Origin of the sequence: Rothia sp. HMSC072B04, from assembly GCF_001813725.1 — a bacterium.
In the GTDB taxonomy this organism is placed as follows: Bacteria; Actinomycetota; Actinomycetes; order Actinomycetales; family Micrococcaceae; genus Rothia; species Rothia mucilaginosa.
The window spans coordinates 1-2,031 of sequence record NZ_KV813810.1 but is presented as its reverse complement, the minus strand read 5'-3'; the positions used below and the strand labels follow the sequence as shown (position 1 = coordinate 2,031).

General features: G+C 54.8%; 2 protein-coding genes and 1 pseudogene. All 3 read left to right on the top strand.

The window, feature by feature from the left end:
• Nucleotides 1-424: pseudogene (locus tag HMPREF2928_RS06655) on the top strand (transposase); the annotation flags it as partial.
• Nucleotides 425-602: 178 nt separating this feature from the next.
• Complete coding sequence (locus HMPREF2928_RS06650) at nucleotides 603-1,061, top strand: DUF1440 domain-containing protein (protein WP_246823576.1); 459 nt, start codon at nucleotides 603-605, stop codon at nucleotides 1,059-1,061.
• A 77-nt stretch (nucleotides 1,062-1,138) separates the two neighbouring features.
• Nucleotides 1,139-1,819 (top strand): Crp/Fnr family transcriptional regulator, encoded by a 681-nt coding sequence (locus tag HMPREF2928_RS06645; RefSeq protein WP_070687885.1) that lies wholly within the window; start codon nucleotides 1,139-1,141, stop codon nucleotides 1,817-1,819.
• The last annotated feature ends 212 nt before the right edge of the window (nucleotides 1,820-2,031 follow it).

Below are 2,031 nucleotides of genomic sequence, written 5' to 3'. Positions count from 1 at the left end.
CCGCTCATGCCTGCTCACGCCACGCCAGCAACACCAGATCCTCGACCTGTTCGCCAGCGATTGCCACGTCGCCCTCGAAGTCACCTGGAGCGTCTACCAGAACATCATCGACGCCTATCGTGATCCCAACAAAATCCGCGGTAAGGCCCTGATGCAAGCCGAAATCAACACACTGACCTCCACGCGCGTACCGAGGGGCCTAACCGAGCTCATCACGCTGGGCAGGACACTCAAACGCCGAGCCGGGGACATCCTGGCCTACTTCGACCACCCCCACACCAGCAACGGTCCTACCGAAGCCATCAACGACTGCCTCGAACACCTACGCGGATCCGCACTCGGATTCCGAAACCTCACCAACTACATCACCCGAGCACTCCTCGAAACAGGAGGATTCAGTCCCCAACTACACCCCCAATTATGAAGAGCCGGTTTTGAGGCCGAGCCAGGAGAAGAAGCCCATGAAAGTCACCCACTTTCTGGTGTGAGGAGGGACATATTTTGTCTTATGTGTCCTGGTTTACTTTGACAGCTGTTTTGGGGACCTAACCTGGAGTCAGGCTTGAGAGTCAAGTCGATAAAACTAGTGAAGGAGTTCAATCATGAACGTAGAAGCTTCGTGCCAGATTGGTGTGAAAGGAACTGTAGTCCAACGCCTGTTGGCGGGGGCAATCGGAGGTCTGGCCGGTGGCATGGTCTTTGGAATGATGATGTGGAAGATGGGGATGCTAACCATGATTGGATCCATGATGGGGGTGGAGTCCGCGCTAGTTGGTTTTGGTATTCATATGATGATTTCGGTGATATTCGGGCTGCTTGCCGGGATTTTACTGAAATTTATGCCTTCCTGCCCCGGGCAGGGGATGCTGTTCGCCGTCGTTTTCGGTGTGGCCTTGTGGGTGATGGGCCCGCTGGTGGCTATGCCACTGATGATGGGCGGTGCCGTCTTCCAAATCACCCAAGCTTCGATGATGTCCTTGATGGGGCATGTCATCTACGCCCTAGTGACGCTTTTCGTAGCGAAGGCTCTTCTTCCTCGTTTTGCAGGCAAACGGGCATGACCTACTCTTGTAGTGTGAGCATCTCGGAAAGCATGGAAAAGAATCTAGGAGGCCAGCCGTCACTTAACCCGAGGCACATGGCAGAGCAAGTACAGCCGTGTCTGCGGGAGGTGGAGTTGTTTGAACAGATTCCTCCTGCAGAGTTAGCTGGCCTTAACCAGATGCTCCCATTCAAGACCTTCGCTTCGGGGGACATGATTTACGACCCGCTACGCCCTTCTCAAGTGCTGTTCATCGTAAAAAGCGGCCGGGTTCGTTTGTTTCAGACCAGCCCCAACGGCAAAACCTTCACACTGGCGATTTATGAGCCTGGTGACGTGTTCGGAAACATGTCGATTGTCGGCCAACACATGGGTGCAAGCTACGCAGAAGCCTTAGAAGACAGCAGCATATGCCAGCTAACACATGAGCAGGTTGAAACCTTTTTCCTTGCCGACCCGCGTATTTCTCAGCAGGTCACCGCCATCCTCGCTAGGCGTGTAGAGGAACTGGAAACTCGCCTCAGCGATTTAGCGCTACGCCCCCTTCCCCAACGGGTGGCATCTTTGCTGCTGTCTATCGCGCGGCCCTCCCACTTGCCCTGGAAACGTGATCTGATTGTTCCCATGACCCACGAGCAGCTCGCCAATGTCGCGGGTTCCACCCGGGAAGCAGTCAGTAAGGCCCTGGCAGATCTGGCCAAACAGGGCATGATCATCCAAAAACGCGGATCGATCATTCTGACCGACCCGCAACAACTAGAAAGAACTCTTACATGAGTAGCCAACAATTACTTAGGTTTATAGGCTCTTCCGAGTTGAGTGTGGGTGAGTGGGTGTTGGTCGGGGGTTGCGGGTAGGGGGCGAGGTCCTTGATGATGAGCGGACTTGTACCCTCGCTGTCGTCAAGGACCTTGGGCGGTGTCTCACCCTACCTGCTGCTGCTCCGTGTCGCTTGATCGTTGTGGGTCAGCTGAAAAAAGCACCACCAA